Source organism: Streptomyces sp. NPDC002044 (assembly GCF_040296725.1).
Classification (GTDB): Bacteria; Actinomycetota; Actinomycetes; order Streptomycetales; family Streptomycetaceae; genus Streptomyces; species Streptomyces antarcticus.
In genome coordinates this window covers 28141-42340 of sequence record NZ_JBEOXU010000047.1, presented here as the reverse complement: position 1 = coordinate 42340, position 14200 = coordinate 28141, and the positions used below count along the sequence as shown (strand labels likewise).

Below are 14200 nucleotides of genomic sequence, written 5' to 3'. Positions count from 1 at the left end.
CCAGATGTGGAAGCCCGGTAACGGGTGAAGCTGACTGGTACTAATAGGCCGAGGGCTTGTCCTCAGTTGCTCGCGTCCACTGTGTTAGTTCTGAAGCAACGAACAGTTGCTGGTTTCTGGAGCTAGAACAAAAACTACAAAGTGTGCTTGTTCGCTCGAAACCGATAGGGTTTCGGTGGTCATAGCGTTAGGGAAACGCCCGGTAACATTTCGAACCCGGAAGCTAAGCCTTTCAGCGCCGATGGTACTGCAGGGGGGACCCTGTGGGAGAGTAGGACGCCGCCGAACAATCTTTCAAAGGACCCTTGGTCCAGCGTTCAACGCTGGACCAAGGGTCCTTTTTTGTTTTTCCACAGCTTTACGCCGAAGCGCGGCCATGGGTTGGTTGCGCAAGAATGACTAGCGGTACCCCGAAGACAGGAGTCACACCCATGTCCAACTCTCCCGACGATCGTCCGGAGCGCGAGCCTCGGCGCAACGACGGCGGTGACAGGGGCGGCTACCGCGGGGGCCGTGACGACCGTGGTGGCGACCGTGGCGGCGACCGACCCCCGTTCCGTCGTGACGACCGTGGCGGCCGTCCGGCCGGCGGTGGCAGCACCGGCGGCGGTTTCCGTCGCGATGACCGCAGTGGTGGGCGTCCTGCCTCGGGCGGTGTCGGCGGTGGGTTCCGTCGTGACGACCGCAGTGGTGGCGGGGACCGTCCGTCCTACCCGCGTCGTGACGACGACCGTGGTGGCCGTCCGTCTTCCGGTGGTGGCGGTGGGTTCCGTCGTGACGACCGCAGTGGTGGCGGGGACCGTCCGAGCTTCCCGCGTCGTGACGACCGTGGTGGGGACCGTCCTTCCTACCCGCGTCGGGATGACCGTCCCTCCTCCGGTGGTGGCGGCGGTTTCCGTCGCGATGACCGCAGTGGTGGCGGGGACCGTCCGTCCTACCCGCGTCGGGATGACGACCGTGGTGGCCGTCCCTCCTCCGGTGGTGGCGAGCGTCCCAGCTACCCGCGTCGTGACGACCGTGGTGGGGACCGTCCGTCCTACCCGCGTCGTGACGATGACCGTGGTGGCCGTCCGTCTTCCGGTGGTGGCGGCGGTTTCCGCCGTGACGACCGCAGCGGTGGCGGCGACCGTCCCAGCTACCCGCGTCGTGACGACCGTGGTGGTGGCGGCGACCGTCCGTCCTACCCCCGTCGTGACGACGACCGCGGTGGGTTCCGCGGCGGCCGTGACGACCGCAGTGGTGGCGGCGACCGTCCGTCCTACCCGCGTCGTGACGACCGCGGTGGGGACCGTCCCTCGTACCCGCGTCGGGATGACCGTCCCTCCTCCGGTGGTGGCGGCGGTTTCCGTCGTGACGACCGCAGTGGTGGTGGGGACCGTCCTTCCTACCCGCGTCGGGATGACCGTCCCTCCTCCGGTGGTGGCGGCGGTTTCCGTCGCGATGACCGCAGTGGTGGCGGGGACCGTCCGTCCTACCCGCGTCGGGATGACCGCCCCTCCTCCGGTGGCGGCGACCGTCCCAGCTACCCGCGTCGTGACGACCGCAGCGGTGGCGGCGACCGTCCTTCCTACCCCCGTCGTGACGATGACCGTGGTGGCCGTCCCTCCTCCGGTGGTGGCGGCGGTTTCCGTCGCGATGACCGCAGTGGTGGCGGCGACCGTCCGTCCTACCCGCGTCGGGATGACGACCGTGGCGGCCGTCCCTCCTCCGGTGGCGGCGACCGTCCCAGCTACCCGCGTCGTGACGACCGCAGCGGTGGCGGCGACCGTCCTTCCTACCCCCGTCGCGACGACGACCGCGGTGGGTTCCGCGGCGGCCGTGACGACCGCAGTGGTGGTGGCGAGCGTCCCAGCTACCCGCGTCGTGACGACCGCGGTGGCGACCGTCCCTCGTACCCCCGTCGTGACGACGACCGCGGTGGGTTCCGTGGTGGGCGTGACGATCGCGGTGGTGACCGTGGTGGCTACCGTGGTCGCGACGACCGTGGCGGCGACCGTGACTTCCGCTCCGACCGCGACCCGGTCAAGCGGCTCCCGATCGACGACGACGTCACCGGCTTCGAGATCGACTCCGACGTGCGCCAGGAGCTCCTGAGCCTGCCCAAGGGGCTGGCCGAGGAGGTCTCCAAGAACCTGGTCATGGTCGCGCGCCTGATCGACGAGGACCCCGAGCGGGCGTACGCCTACTCGCGCATCGCCCTGCGTCTGGCCTCCCGCGTCGCCGCCGTTCGCGAGGCCGCCGGTTTCGCCGCGTACGCCACGCAGAAGTACAGCGAGGCGCTCGCCGAGTTCCGCGCCGCCAAGCGCATGACCGGCTCCGTCGAGCTGTGGCCCGTCATGGCCGACTGTGAGCGCGGCCTCGGCCGTCCCGAGCGGGCGCTGGCCATGGCCGGCGAGCCCGAGGTGCAGAAGCTGGACAAGGCCGGCCAGGTCGAGATGCGTCTGGTCGCCGCCGGTGCCCGCCGCGACCAGGGGCAGTTGGAAGCCGCCATCGTCACCCTGCAGAGCCCGGAGCTGGCCTCCAGCACCGTCCAGCCCTGGACCGCGCGCCTGCGGTACGCCTATGCCGACGCGCTGCTGGCGGCCGACCGCGAGGACGAGGCGCGCGAGTGGTTCGCCAAGACCCTCGAAGCGGACAAGGACGGGGCCACGGACGCCTCCGACCGTCTCGCGGAGCTCGACGGCGTCGAGTTCGTGGACGCCTCGGCCGAGGACGCCGATGTCGATGTCGATGTCGACGACGAGGATGATGACGACGACGATGCCGAGGTCGCCGCGGCCGAGCGTGCCTCCGACGTCGCCGAGTACTACGACGAGGACGACGAGGAGTACGAGCCGCAGGAGCGGCCCGTGGCCTCCGTCCGCGCCGACGAGGAGTCCGACGACCGTGATGAGGAGTCCGACGACCGTGACGACGAGTTCGACGTCACCGACGAGGACGCCGTCACCGACGAGGGCGACGAGCAGGAGCCGGACCGCGACAAGGTCTGAGGTCTGACGTGAGAAGGGCGGTACCCCAGCCGGGGTACCGCCCTTCCGCGTATCCGGGGTCCGAAGGCGCGTGTCAGGCCAGGCCGCGCAGGACCAGCCCCGTCGCCGGCTTCGGGCCGAAGGAGGTCGACTTGCGGGGCATCGTCACGCCCTGGCGGGCCAGGTCCCGTACGACGTCCTCCCGGACCGGGTGCAGCAGGACCGCGGTGCCGCCGTGGCGTTCCGCCATGGCCACCGTCGACGGGGTGTCGTGTATGTAGGTGATGTGCTCCGGGGTGTCCGGGACGTTCCACACGGCGTCGAGCAGGGTGGCGTGCAGCACGGTCGCGTCCAGCCGGCGCCAGGCCTCCGGGCGGTCGGGGCGGACCGTGCGCTCCAGGAGCGCCTGGTCGGGGTCGGTGACCAGGTGGAAGCGGCCGTCACCGGTGAGCAGGAAGGCGTTGCCGCGCTCCGAGGCGTCCGCCAGTGCCTCCAGGGCGAGCGGGAGCGGCCCCTCGACCGTGCGCACCCGGAAGAGACCGTCGAGCGCCGCGAGGGCGTCGGCGACCGGCAGGCGGCGCAGCATCCGGTGGATGGCGCGGACCTGGAGGGGGTAGCGGACGGTGTCCACCAGGAGGACCAGGCCGAAGTCCCACGGGGACGGCGAGCCGTGCTCCTGCTGGAGGCGCAGATAGGTCGCCCAGCGGTGGTGGCCGTCGGCGATCAGCGCCTGGCGGTGGCCGAGATCGGCGGTGACGGCCGCCAGCTCGTCCGGGTCGGTGATGGCCCACAGGCGGTGCTGGAAGCCGTCCTCGGTCGTCGTCGACAGGAGGGGCGCGCGTCCCGCCGTCCGCTCGACGACGGCCGTCGCCCCCACGCGGGGGTCGTCGCCCCGGTAGGTCAGCAGGAGCGGTTCGAGGTTCGCGGAGGTGGCCCGCATCAGGCCGGCGCGGTCGGTGACGACGTCGGGCATGACGTCCTCGTGCGGGAGGACGATGCCCGCGTCGGCCGTGGACAGGGCGAGCGCGCCGATGATGCCGCGCTGGAGCAGCCCGGCCTTCCGCTGCTCGTACACGTACAGGGCGGGCTCGGGGTCGGCGCTGAGGACGCCCTCGGCGAGCCAGTCGTGGAGGGTGCGCGCGGCCTGTTCGTTGCGGGCGGCCGGGGTACCGGCCTGGGGCAGGATCAGGCGCACGATGTTGTGCGGATCGGCGGACTCGAGGTGATCGACTCCGTCCGGGCGTACGACCACGTCGTACGGGGGTGAGGTGACGGCGGCGAGGCTGCCGACCCGCTCCGGAACGTAGCGCAGGCCGTGGAACGGGATCAGACGAAGCCCGTGGTCAGCGGTGCCAGGTGTGGTCATTGGTGCATGGTAAGACCCGTCTCGCGATGCGGGATGATCGGGGGTGACCGAGGAATCACCCGGATCGAACACATGGGAGCGGACAGGATGACCAGCGTGAGCAGGAACAGTCCCGCGGCGAGCGACCGGAGTCTGCACCAGGCGTACGACACGGCCCTGCTCGACCTCGACGGGGTGGTGTACGCGGGCGGGCAGGCCATCGCGCACGCCGTGGAGTCCCTCGCCGCCGCCCGGGCCGACGGGATGCACCTCGCGTACGTCACCAACAACGCGCTGCGGACGCCGGACGCGGTCGCCGAGCACCTGGGCGAGCTGGGCATCCCCACCGAGGCGGACGAGGTGATCACCTCGGCGCAGGCGGTGGCCCGGCTGATCTCGGAGCAGGTGGAGCCGGGGTCGAAGGTGCTGGTGATCGGCGGCGAGGGGCTGCGGGTCGCCCTGCGCGAACGGGGGCTGGTGCCGGTGGAGTCCTCCGACGAAGAGGGCCTCGCGGCGGTCGTCCAGGGGTACGGGGGCCCGGAGCTGCAGTGGTCGCGGTTCGCCGAGGCGGCGTACGCGGTCAACCGTGGGGTGCCGTGGTTCGCGTCCAACACCGACCTGACGATCCCCGGGGCCCGCGGGATCGGCCCGGGCAACGGGGCGGCGGTGGAGGTCGTACGGATCGCCACGGGTGCCGAGCCGCAGGTGGCGGGCAAGCCGTTGCCCCCGATGCACCGGGAGACCGTGCTGCGGACCGGGGCGAAGCGGCCGCTGGTGGTCGGGGACCGGCTGGACACCGACATCGAGGGCGCGTTCAACGGGGAGGTGGACTCGCTGCTGGTGCTGACCGGGGTGACGGACGCCGCGCAACTGGTGCGGGCCGAGCCCCGGCACCGGCCGACGTACGTGGACCGGGACCTGCGCGGCCTGCTGACCGGGCAGCCGGAGGTCACCGGGGACGACGGCGCGTGGCGCTGCGGCGACTGGGTCTGCGCGGCGGGGGCCGAGGCGCTGGAGCTGCGGACCGTGCGGGAGGCCGGCGGGCCGGAGGGACAGGGCGGGTCCGAGGGACAGAGCGGGTTCGAGGGACAGGGCGGGGCCGGGGAGTCGGACGGGGATCCGATCGACGGGCTGCGGGCGCTGTGCGCGGCGGCCTGGAGCGCGGCCGGGGACGGGTCCTGCACGCTCGACGCGCAGAAGGCGCTGGCCCGTCTGGGCCTCTGAACCGTGAGGGGCGCAGGGTAGGCTAACCTAACCTGCGTGTTGGTCGAGAGTCCCCCAGAACCAGAACCGGGCCGCGCGGCGAGCGGGCAGGCCGCCGTCGCGGCCCGTCCGCGCCACGGAGCCCGCGCCGCCGGCCTGCTGGCCGCCCTCGCGGTGCTGGCGCTGATCGCGGTGCTGAGCATCGCGGTGGGCGCCCGGCAGATGCCCCTCGACGAGGTCTGGCACGGCCTCTTCCACTTCACGGGGACGCCCTCCGACGTGGTGGTGCGGGACCTGAGGGTCCCGCGCACCGTGCTCGGGCTGATGGTCGGGCTGGCGCTGGGCCTGTCGGGCGCGGTGATGCAGGCACTGACCCGCAACCCGCTGGCCGAGCCCGGCATCCTCGGCGTGAACGCCGGCGCCGCGGCCGCCGTGGTCTCCGCGATCAGCTTCTTCGGCGCGAGCTCCCTCGACGAGTTCGTGTGGTGGGCCTTCCTCGGCGCCGCCGCCGTCTCGGTCCTCGTGTACGTACTCGGCGGGAGCCGCAGCGCGACCCCGGTGCGCCTCGCGCTCGCCGGTACGGCGGCCAGTGCGGCCCTCGTCGGTTACATCAACGCCGTACAGCTGATGGACAGCAAGGCGCTGGACAAGCTGCGCTTCTGGACGGTGGGTTCGCTCGCCTCGGCCAACGCGGACACCGTCCGGCAGGTGGCGCCCTTCCTGCTCGTCGGGGCCGTGCTCGCGCTGACCCTGGGCCGGCCGCTCAACGCGATGGCGATGGGTGACGACACGGCCCGGGCGCTCGGGGCCCACCTGACGCGGACCCGGATCGCGGCGATGGCCGCCATCACCCTGCTCTGCGGGGCGGCGACGGCGGCCTGTGGGCCCATCGCGTTCGTCGGCCTGATGATCCCGCACCTCGTACGGGCCTTCACCGGCCCCGACATGCGCTGGGTGCTCACCTACTCGGCCGTCCTGTCACCCGTACTGCTGCTCGGCGCCGACGTCTTCGGCCGGGTGATCACCCGGCCCGCCGAACTCCAGGTCGGCATCGTGACCGCGCTCATCGGCGGCCCCGTCTTCATCTACCTCGTCCGGCGCAAGAGGATGGCCCAGCTGTGACCGCGAAGCTCCCGGCCGACCAGCCCGTCCGGTCGGCCGTGCCCCGTGCGGTGCGGTCGCCCGGCGGGATGTCGCTGCGGGTCGACCGGCGGGCGGTGTCCGTCGCGGTGCTGCTCACCGCCCTGGCCTTCGTTCTGGCGGTCCTGCTCATCGGCACCGGCGACTTCCCCATCGCGCCGTGGGACGTCGTACGGACCGTGCTGGGCGACGGCAGCCCGGCCGACGACTTCATCGTCAACGACCTGCGGATGCCGCGCGTGCTGGTCGCGCTGCTCGTGGGCGCCGCCCTCGGCATGTCCGGGGCCGTCTTCCAGTCGGTGTCCCGCAACCCGCTCGGCTCGCCCGACCTGCTCGGCTTCGGGTACGGCTCGGCGGTCGGCGCGCTCGTCGTCATCATCCTGTTCAACGGCAGCGCCGGCGCGGTGGCCGTCGGCGCCCTGGCCGGCGGCCTGCTGGCGGGCATCGCCGTCTACCTGCTGGCGTACAAGAAGGGCATCCAGGGCTACCGGCTGGTCCTGGTCGGCATCGGCGCCTCCGCCGTGCTCGTCGCCGTCATCCAGTACCTGATCACGAAGGCCCAGCTGGTCGAGGCCAGCCGCGCGCTGGTCTGGCTGACCGGATCGCTGGCCGGCCGGGACTGGGCGCAGGTGTGGCCGCTGCTCGCGGTGTGCGCCGTGCTGTTCCCGGTGATCCTCGGACACGGCCGGGCCCTGCGGATGATGGAGATGGGCGACGACGCCGCGTACGCGCTGGGCGTACCGGTGGAGCGGACCCGGCTGCTGCTGATGCTGGCGGCGATCCTGCTCACCACCGCGGCGAGCGCGGCGGCCGGACCGATCAGCTTCATCGCGCTGGCCGCGCCGCAGCTGGCCCGGCGGCTCACCCGTTCGCCCGGGGGGAACCTGCTGACGGCCGGGTTGATGGGATCCGTGCTGCTGCTGGTGTCCGACTGGGCCTCGCAGCGGGCCTTCGGCGCCGACCAGTTGCCGGTGGGCGTGGTGACCGGGCTGGTCGGCGGCGTCTACCTGCTCTGGCTGCTCGTCACCGAACGCAAGGCGGGACGTATATGACCGCGACATCCAGGAACGTGAGGAGTGGGCAAGTGCAGCGGCTGACCGCGGAGAAGGTGACCCTCGGCTACGACCAGCGGGTCATCGCCGAGAACCTGTCGGTGGAGATCCCCGACCACTCCTTCACGGTGATCGTCGGCCCCAACGCCTGCGGCAAGTCCACGCTGCTGCGCGCCCTGTCGCGGATGCTGAAGCCGTCGGCCGGCCGGGTGCTGCTCGACGGGCAGGCCATCGGGTCGATGCCGGCCAAGAAGGTGGCCAGGACGCTGGGCCTGCTGCCGCAGTCCTCGATCGCGCCGGACGGGATCACCGTGGCCGATCTGGTCGCGCGCGGCCGGTACCCGCACCAGGGGCTGCTGCGGCAGTGGTCGCCCGAGGACGAGCGGATCGTGGTCGAGTCGATGACGTCGACCGGGGTCGCCGAACTCGCCGACCGGGCCGTCGACGAGCTGTCCGGCGGGCAGCGGCAGCGCGTGTGGATCGCGATGGCGCTGGCCCAGCAGACGCCGCTGCTGCTGCTCGACGAGCCGACGACCTTCCTGGACATCCAGCACCAGCTCGACGTGCTGGACCTGTGCGCCGAACTGCACGAGAACCAGGGGCGCACCCTGGTCGCCGTCCTGCACGACCTCAACCACGCCGCCCGCTACGCCACCCACCTGATCGCGATGCGCGCCGGGGAGGTCGTCGCCGAGGGGCCGCCGGCCGAGGTGGTCACCGCCGAGCTGGTGGAGCGGGTGTTCGGGCTGAACTGCCAGGTCATCGACGACCCCGCGACGGGGACGCCGCTGGTGATCCCGGCGGCGCGCAAGGCCCGTACGATGGCCCGCGCGGCGGCGACCGCGGTCTAGTGCCGCGCGCCGGGCGTCCAGGGGCCCGGATCAACGAGGGCCGGGGCGGCCCTCAGAGCAGGCTCTTGAGGCGGATCAGGTCACGGAAGCCGGCCTCCAGCCTGACCCGGCCGGAAGCCCAGGCCCTGGCGAACTTCAGCTCGCCCGCGACCATCGCGACGAGATCGTCGCCGGTCATCGCCAGCCTGATCTCGGCCTTGGTGGCCGGCGGGCCGGGCGTGACCGCGTCCACCCCGATCCGGCCGCCGTCGAGACGGCCGGTGAAGGTCCGGTCCAGGTCCGTGATGTGGCAGCTGAGGGAGCGGTCGAGCGCGGCCGCGCCGCGCACACCGCCGTCGGCGCCCGCGAGGTTGCCGGAGAGTTGGTCGAGTGCTTCGCGGCACTCCTCGATCGTAGCCATCGTGATCACGACCGTACCGCAGAGCCGTACGTGGTCGCGGGGCGCTTCGGGGTAGCGTCGGGGCATGACCGACGAAGAGGCCGGGGCCGAAGGACGGGGCGGGGCGGGCGATCCCGCCGCCGTGCCCGCCGCTCCCGCCGGGCCCGTGGCGCTGGGTGTCGTACGCACGCCCACCGGCCACGCCGGGGTCGACGCCGAACTGGCGCGGCTGGCGGACGCCGACGGCCTCACGGCGGACGGACACGTCGCGGTGTACGAGGATGTGCACCGGGGGCTGCGCGAGGCGCTGACCGCGCTGGACGCACCGCCCGTCCCTGGTCCGTACGAAAACAGGAGCTGAACCGAACGTGGCAGGAGTGGCACGCCGCCGCCTGGACGCCGAACTGGTACGCCGCAGCATGGCCCGCTCGCGCGAGCACGCCGCGCAGCTGATCGCCGCGGGCCGGGTGACCGTGGGCGGGACCACCGCCACCAAGGCCGCGACGCAGGTGGAGACCAGCGCGGCCCTGGTGGTCCTGAAGGACGACGACGACCCCGACTACGTGTCCCGCGGCGGCCACAAGCTGGCCGGGGCGCTGGCGGCCTTCGGGCCGCGGGGGCTGCGGGTCGAGGGCCGCCGGGCGCTGGACGCGGGCGCGTCCACCGGCGGGTTCACCGATGTGCTGCTGCGGGCGGGCGTGGCCCACGTGGTCGCCGTGGACGTGGGGTACGGGCAGCTCGCCTGGTCGCTGCAGAGCGACGACCGGGTCACCGTGAAGGACCGTACGAACGTGCGCGAGCTGACGCTCGAGGAGATCGACGGCGTGCCCGCGGACCTGGTCGTGAGCGACCTCTCCTTCATCTCGATCGGGCTGGTGCTGCCGGCGCTCGTGCGCTGTACGGCCCCGGACGCGGATCTGGTGCTGATGGTCAAGCCGCAGTTCGAGGTGGGCAAGGACCGCCTCGGGAGCGGCGGCGTGGTGCGCAGCGCGGAGCTGCGGGCCGAGGCGGTGCGCGACGTCGCGGCGCGGGCCGGGAAGCTGGGGCTGGGCGTGCTCGGGGTGACCGCGAGTCCGTTGCCCGGTCCCTCGGGCAACGTCGAGTATTTTCTCTGGCTGCGGGCGGGGGCACCGGCCCTCGACCCGGGGGATGTCGACAGGGCAGTGGCGGAGGGGCCTCAGTGACAGATTCATCGGCTTCAGGGGTGGGGCGGACCGTCTTCCTGCTCGCGCACACCGGGCGGCCCGCGGCCATCCGCAGTGCCGAGCTGGTCGTGCAGGGTCTGCTGCGGTGCGGTCTGGGGGTACGGGTACTCCAGGACGAGGCGGTGGACCTGCCGCTGCCGCCCGAGGTGGAGCTCGTGGCCGAGTGCACCCCGCAGGTGCTGGCGGGCTGCGAGCTGCTGATCGTGCTGGGCGGGGACGGGACCCTGCTGCGCGGCGCGGAGTTCGCGCGCGGCTCGGGGGTTCCGATGCTGGGCGTCAACCTGGGCCGGGTGGGGTTCCTCGCCGAGGCCGAGCGCGACGACCTGGACCAGGTGGTGGACCGGGTGGTGACCCGGGAGTACGAGGTCGAGGAGCGGATGACCCTCGACGTGACCGTGCGCACGAACGGCGACGTGGTCCACCAGGACTGGGCGCTGAACGAGGCGGCGGTCCAGAAGGTGTCCCCGGAACGGATGCTGGAGGTGGTCCTGGAGATCGACGGGCGCCCGGTGACCGGTTTCGGGTGTGACGGGATCGTCTGCGCCACCCCGACGGGCTCCACGGCGTACGCCTTCTCCGCGGGCGGGCCGGTGGTCTGGCCCGAGGTGGAGGCGCTGCTGATGGTGCCGATCAGCGCGCACGCGCTGTTCGCGAAGCCGCTGGTGACCTCGCCGGACTCGGTGCTGGCGGTCGAGGTGCAGCCCGGGACCCCGCACGGGGTGCTGTGGTGCGACGGCCGGCGGATGCTGGAGCTGCCGGCCGGGGCGCGGGTGGAGGTGCGGCGGGGAGCGGTGCCCGTACGGCTGGCCCGGCTGCACCACGCGTCGTTCACGGACCGGCTCGTGGCGAAGTTCGCGCTGCCGGTGTCCGGGTGGCGCGGGGCTCCCCACTGAGCCCGTGCCCCTCGCGTAATAGCACGTCCGTTCGTAGAACCCTGGGTGGGTGCGGTCACATGGCACCGGTGAAACCTCGGTATCGTCGTCCCGTGCTTGAGGAGATGCGGATACGGTCGCTCGGAGTCATCGACGACGCGGTGGTCGAGCTGTCGCCCGGATTCACCGCGGTGACCGGCGAGACCGGCGCGGGCAAGACGATGGTCGTCACCAGCCTCGGGCTGCTGCTCGGCGGTCGCGCCGACCCCGCCCTGGTGCGGGTCGGGGCCAAGGCGGCGGTGGTCGAGGGCCGCATCGTCATGAGCCCGGACGCGCCCGCCGCGCTGCGCGCGCAGGAGGCCGGCGCCGAGCTCGACGACGGCGCCCTCCTCATCAGCCGGACCGTGTCCGCCGAGGGGCGCTCGCGCGCCCACGTCGGCGGCCGTTCCGTGCCCGTCGGCCTGCTCGGCGAGCTGGCCGACGACCTGGTCGCCGTCCACGGGCAGACCGACCAGCAGGGGCTGCTGCGCCCGGCCCGCCAGCGGCAGGCGCTCGACCGGTACGCCGGGGACGCCGTCGCCGTACCGCTGGAGAAGTACGCGGCCGCCTACCGGCGGCTGCGCGCCGTGGCCGTCGAACTGGACACCCTCACCACCCGGGCCCGGGAACGCGCCCAGGAGGCGGACCTGCTCCGCTTCGGGCTGGAGGAGATCGCGGGCGTGGAGCCGCTGCCCGGCGAGGACGTCGAACTGGCGGCGGAGGCGGAGCGGCTCGGCCACGCCGAATCCCTCGCGTCGGCGGCCCAGGTGGCCCACGCGGCGCTCGGAGGCAACCCCGAGGACCCCGAGGCCATCGACGCCAACATGCTCGTCGCGGGCGCGCACCGGGCCCTGGAGTCCGTACGCTCCCACGACCCGGCGCTCGGCGTGCTCGCCGAGCGGATCGGAGAGCTGGGCATCCTGCTCGCCGACGTGGCCGGGGAACTGGCCGGCTACGCCGACGACCTGGACGCCGATCCGCTGCGGCTGGCCGCGGTGGAGGAGCGCCGGGCGGCCCTGACCCAGCTGACCCGCAAGTACGGCGACTCGGTGGAATCGGTACTGGAGTGGGCCCAGCAGGGCTCGGCGCGGCTGCTGGAACTCGACGGCGACGACGAGCGGATCGGCGAGCTGACCGCCGAACGCGACGGGCTGCGCTCCGAACTCTCCCAGCTGGCACAGGCGTTGACGGACGCACGGATGGAGGCGGCCACGGACTTCGCCTCCGCGGTGACGGAGGAGCTGGCCTCGCTGGCGATGCCGCACGCGCGGGTCACCATCGACATCCGGCAGGCCGAGGACCCCGAGGGCGTGGAGGTCGGCGGCCGGACCGTGGCCTACGGCCCGTCGGGCGCCGACGAGGTCGAACTGCTGCTGGCCCCGCACCCCGGAGCCCAGCCGAGGCCGATCGCGAAGGGCGCCTCGGGCGGCGAGCTGTCCCGGGTGATGCTGGCGGTCGAGGTCGTGTTCGCCGGCTCCGACCCGGTGCCCACCTATCTCTTCGACGAGGTGGACGCGGGCGTCGGCGGCAAGGCGGCCGTCGAGGTGGGGCGCAGGCTGGCGAAGCTCGCCAAGTCCGCCCAGGTCGTCGTCGTCACGCACCTGCCGCAGGTGGCCGCCTTCGCGGACCGGCAGCTGCTGGTGGAGAAGACCAGCGACGGATCGGTGACGCGCAGCGGCGTCACCGTCCTGGAGGGCGAGGCCCGCATCCGCGAGCTGTCCCGCATGCTGGCCGGCCACGAGGACTCGGCCTCGGCACGGGCGCACGCCGAGGAACTCCTCGCCGCGGCCCGCGCGGACGCCTGAGCGCGTGAGGCCGGGGCCCGGGGCGCGCGACGCGGCCCGGGCCCCTTTTTCACGCCCCCCGGGCAACCGGGGATAGCCCGTGTGGGTGAGGCTGGTGGGCATCCGGCGGTATCTCGTACGGAATACGCACCCGTATGGTCCCGGAACGCGCGTACGGGCTGGCATCCTGGGCGACGTCTCTGACTCCCTCACCCTGGAGCTTCGGCCCGTGAGCAGCTCCCCGGTCTCCTCCCCGGTCCCCGCCCAGCCCTACGGGCGGCCGCCCCTGCGCGCCCTCCACGTACTCGGCGCGAACGCGGGCGCGGGCGCCGCGGGCAGCGGCGCGCACGTCCGCTCGCTCGCGACCGGTCTCGCCGCGCGCGGGGTACGGGTCACGGTGTGCGCCCCCGTCGCCTCCGAGGGCGAGTACGACTTCACCGGCGCGGGAGCGCTGTTCGAGCCCGACGCGCCCTGCGCCCTGCGCGCCGCGTGCGCGGGGGCCGACGTCGTGCACGCCCACGGGGTACGGGCCGGCATGCGGGCGGCGCTGGCCCTGCGCGGGCGCCGGGTGCCGCTGGTGGTGAGCTGGCACGGCGACGGCCCCGCGGCGGGCGGTGCGCCCGGGCGGCTCGGCCGGCTGCTGGAACGGCACGTGGCCCGCGCCGCGGCGGTCGTCCTGGGGGCTTCCTCGAACCAGGTGGACCTGGCCCGGCTGCGCGGGGCGCGGGACGCCCGGCTGGCGCCGGTGGCGGTACCGGCCGGCCCGGAGGGCCCGGAACCGCCGGAACCGGGCAAGGTGCGCGCGGAACTCGGCGCGGTCGGCCGGCCGTTGCTGGTCGCGGTCGGGAGCCTGGTGCCGCACCGGGGGTACTCCGTCCTGCTCGACGCGGCGCGCGCGTGGCGGGCGCTGGAGCCCGTACCCCTGCTCGTGATCGCGGGGGAGGGGCCGCTGCGGGCGGAACTGTCCCGGCGGATCGAGGCCGAGGGCCTGCCCGTACGGCTGCTCGGGCGCCGCCGGGACGCCGTCCAGCTGCTCGCGGCGGCGGACCTGGCGGTGCTGCCGAGCCGGTGGGAGGCGCGGGCGCCGCTGGCGCAGGAGGCGCTGCGGGTCGGGGTGCCGCTGGTGGCCACGGCGGTCGGCGGCCTGCCCGAGCTGGTCGGCGAGGGTGCGGTACTGGTGCCGTACGGGAACCCGGAGGCGCTGGCCGGCGCCGTGTCGGGACTGCTCGGCGACGCCGACCGGCGGGCCGCGCTCGCCGTCGCGGGACGGGCGCAGGCGGCGACGTGGCCGTCGGAGGACGACACCGTCGCGCAGGTCCTGTCGGTCTACGACGAGCTGATGGAACGCGGCCGCTGAGCCC

The 14200-nt window shown here is 73.5% G+C and carries 12 protein-coding genes, 1 rRNA gene and 1 pseudogene; 12 read left to right on the top strand and 2 right to left on the bottom strand.

Annotation, left to right across the window (positions count from 1 at the left end; translation table 11 throughout):
- The first annotated feature begins 171 nt into the window (after positions 1 to 171).
- The 3 genes and pseudogenes from rrf (at position 172) to ABT106_RS14835 (ending at position 2990) form a co-directional block, all read left to right on the top strand.
- Positions 172 to 288 (top strand): 5S ribosomal RNA (rrf, locus tag ABT106_RS14845).
- A 611-nt stretch (positions 289 to 899) separates the two neighbouring features.
- Positions 900 to 1643: pseudogene (locus ABT106_RS32140) on the top strand (hypothetical protein); the annotation flags it as partial.
- A 432-nt stretch (positions 1644 to 2075) separates the two neighbouring features.
- Entirely contained in the window at positions 2076 to 2990 is a 915-nt protein-coding gene (locus ABT106_RS14835) for a hypothetical protein (RefSeq protein ID WP_351276671.1), read from the top strand.
- Between the two features lie 73 nt (positions 2991 to 3063).
- Here the strand turns inward: ABT106_RS14835 and ABT106_RS14830 are convergent, their stop codons facing one another.
- Positions 3064 to 4335 carry a DUF1015 family protein gene (locus ABT106_RS14830; protein ID WP_351276659.1) on the bottom strand — a complete coding sequence of 424 codons (1272 nt, stop codon included), beginning with the start codon at positions 4333 to 4335 and terminating at the stop codon, positions 3064 to 3066.
- Between the two features lie 87 nt (positions 4336 to 4422).
- On the opposite strand from ABT106_RS14830, the gene ABT106_RS14825 reads away from it, so the two are divergent.
- From ABT106_RS14825 to ABT106_RS14810, 4 genes are all read left to right on the top strand, one after another.
- Positions 4423 to 5538 carry an HAD-IIA family hydrolase gene (locus ABT106_RS14825; RefSeq protein ID WP_351276657.1) on the top strand — a complete coding sequence of 372 codons (1116 nt, stop codon included), beginning with the start codon at positions 4423 to 4425 and terminating at the stop codon, positions 5536 to 5538.
- 36 nt (positions 5539 to 5574) lie between these two features.
- Positions 5575 to 6639 carry a FecCD family ABC transporter permease gene (locus tag ABT106_RS14820; RefSeq protein WP_351276655.1) on the top strand — a complete coding sequence of 355 codons (1065 nt, stop codon included), beginning with the start codon at positions 5575 to 5577 and terminating at the stop codon, positions 6637 to 6639.
- Between the two features lie 68 nt (positions 6640 to 6707).
- Positions 6708 to 7709 carry a FecCD family ABC transporter permease gene (locus ABT106_RS14815; RefSeq protein WP_351276669.1) on the top strand — a complete coding sequence of 334 codons (1002 nt, stop codon included), beginning with the start codon at positions 6708 to 6710 and terminating at the stop codon, positions 7707 to 7709.
- Positions 7706 to 8560: an ABC transporter ATP-binding protein gene (locus ABT106_RS14810; protein WP_351276653.1), complete on the top strand. Its 855-nt coding sequence runs from the start codon at positions 7706 to 7708 to the stop codon at positions 8558 to 8560. The genes ABT106_RS14815 and ABT106_RS14810 overlap by 4 nt, the downstream gene beginning before the upstream one ends.
- Before the next feature lie 52 nt (positions 8561 to 8612).
- Here ABT106_RS14810 and ABT106_RS14805 read toward each other — a convergent pair whose 3' ends face one another.
- Positions 8613 to 8960, bottom strand: a complete 348-nt coding sequence (locus tag ABT106_RS14805) for a sterol-binding protein (RefSeq protein WP_351276651.1) — start codon at positions 8958 to 8960, stop codon at positions 8613 to 8615.
- A gap of 64 nt (positions 8961 to 9024) precedes the next feature.
- On the opposite strand from ABT106_RS14805, the gene ABT106_RS14800 reads away from it, so the two are divergent.
- The 5 genes from ABT106_RS14800 to ABT106_RS14780 all read left to right on the top strand — a co-directional run bounded on the left by ABT106_RS14800 (position 9025) and on the right by ABT106_RS14780 (position 14196).
- Positions 9025 to 9300 (top strand): hypothetical protein, encoded by a 276-nt coding sequence (locus tag ABT106_RS14800; protein WP_351276649.1) that lies wholly within the window; start codon positions 9025 to 9027, stop codon positions 9298 to 9300.
- A 7-nt stretch (positions 9301 to 9307) separates the two neighbouring features.
- The gene (locus ABT106_RS14795; protein WP_351276647.1) at positions 9308 to 10123 is read left to right on the top strand and encodes a TlyA family RNA methyltransferase; all 816 of its coding nucleotides are present in this window, start codon (positions 9308 to 9310) and stop codon (positions 10121 to 10123) included.
- The gene (locus ABT106_RS14790) at positions 10120 to 11037 is read left to right on the top strand and encodes an NAD kinase (RefSeq protein WP_351276645.1); all 918 of its coding nucleotides are present in this window, start codon (positions 10120 to 10122) and stop codon (positions 11035 to 11037) included. The genes ABT106_RS14795 and ABT106_RS14790 overlap by 4 nt, the downstream gene beginning before the upstream one ends.
- Before the next feature lie 104 nt (positions 11038 to 11141).
- Entirely contained in the window at positions 11142 to 12860 is a 1719-nt protein-coding gene (gene recN / locus ABT106_RS14785) for a DNA repair protein RecN (RefSeq protein WP_351276667.1), read from the top strand.
- 208 nt (positions 12861 to 13068) lie between these two features.
- Entirely contained in the window at positions 13069 to 14196 is a 1128-nt protein-coding gene (locus ABT106_RS14780; RefSeq protein WP_351276643.1) for a glycosyltransferase family 4 protein, read from the top strand.
- Positions 14197 to 14200 lie beyond the last annotated feature (4 nt).

Coding starts and splice junctions, on each gene's coding strand:
- ABT106_RS14830 (WP_351276659.1), bottom strand. CDS start 4,335: ATGACCACACCTGGCACCGCTGACCACGGGCTTCGTCTGATCCCGTTC.
- ABT106_RS14825 (WP_351276657.1), top strand. CDS start 4,423: ATGACCAGCGTGAGCAGGAACAGTCCCGCGGCGAGCGACCGGAGTCTG.
- ABT106_RS14815 (WP_351276669.1), top strand. CDS start 6,708: ATGTCGCTGCGGGTCGACCGGCGGGCGGTGTCCGTCGCGGTGCTGCTC.
- ABT106_RS14810 (WP_351276653.1), top strand. CDS start 7,706: ATGACCGCGACATCCAGGAACGTGAGGAGTGGGCAAGTGCAGCGGCTG.
- ABT106_RS14805 (WP_351276651.1), bottom strand. CDS start 8,960: ATGGCTACGATCGAGGAGTGCCGCGAAGCACTCGACCAACTCTCCGGC.
- ABT106_RS14800 (WP_351276649.1), top strand. CDS start 9,025: ATGACCGACGAAGAGGCCGGGGCCGAAGGACGGGGCGGGGCGGGCGAT.
- recN (WP_351276667.1), top strand. CDS start 11,142: ATGCGGATACGGTCGCTCGGAGTCATCGACGACGCGGTGGTCGAGCTG.